The sequence below is a fragment of the Ornithinimicrobium cavernae genome, assembly GCF_003121625.1.
In the GTDB taxonomy this organism is placed as follows: Bacteria; Actinomycetota; Actinomycetes; order Actinomycetales; family Dermatophilaceae; genus Ornithinicoccus; species Ornithinicoccus cavernae.
Genome location: NZ_QDDJ01000050.1, coordinates 1 through 648, shown reverse-complemented (window position 1 = coordinate 648; position 648 = coordinate 1). Strand labels below are relative to the sequence as shown.

Below are 648 nucleotides of genomic sequence, written 5' to 3'. Positions count from 1 at the left end.
TAAGAGTTTGAACTTAAAGGTGCAGCCTTTGAAGGTAAAGTACAAGATGTAGAATTCTTAGCTACATTACCAACTTACGAAGAAGCAATTGCACGTTTAATGGGCACAATGAAAGAAGCTGCGGCAGGCAAACTTGTTCGCACTCTTGCGGCATTACGCGACAAATTACAAGAAGCTGCATAATTTTTAGCAGAAAACTTCTTAACTCGTTTAACAACTTATTTACTTTAGGAATTGATTGTCATGTCATTAACTAACGAACAATTAATCGAAGCGATCGCTTCAAAATCAGTATCAGAAATCGTTGAATTAATCGCAGCGATGGAAGAAAAATTCGGTGTTTCAGCAGCGGCAGCAGTAGCGGCAGCTCCAGCAGCAGGCGCAGCGGCAGCAGAAGAGAAAACTGAATTCGACGTAATTCTTGCTGAAGCAGGTGCAAACAAAGTTGCTGTAATCAAAGCAGTACGTGGTGCAACAGGTTTAGGTTTAAAAGAAGCTAAAGACTTAGTTGAATCTGCACCTGCAGCATTAAAAGAAGGCATCTCTAAACCAGAAGCTGAAGCACTTAAAAAAGAATTAGAAGAAGCTGGCGCGAAAGTAGAAATCAAATAATTTTTGATTTAACTTTTCCGGAACTTCAAGTTCAAC

Annotated in this window: 1 protein-coding gene; it reads left to right on the top strand. The window is 39.7% G+C overall.

What is annotated here, in order from left to right; all coding sequences use genetic code 11:
• Nucleotides 1–243 precede the first annotated feature (243 nt).
• Nucleotides 244–612: a 50S ribosomal protein L7/L12 gene (gene rplL, locus DA085_RS20730; protein WP_005599214.1), complete on the top strand. Its 369-nt coding sequence runs from the start codon at nt 244–246 to the stop codon at nt 610–612.
• The last annotated feature ends 36 nt before the right edge of the window (nt 613–648 follow it).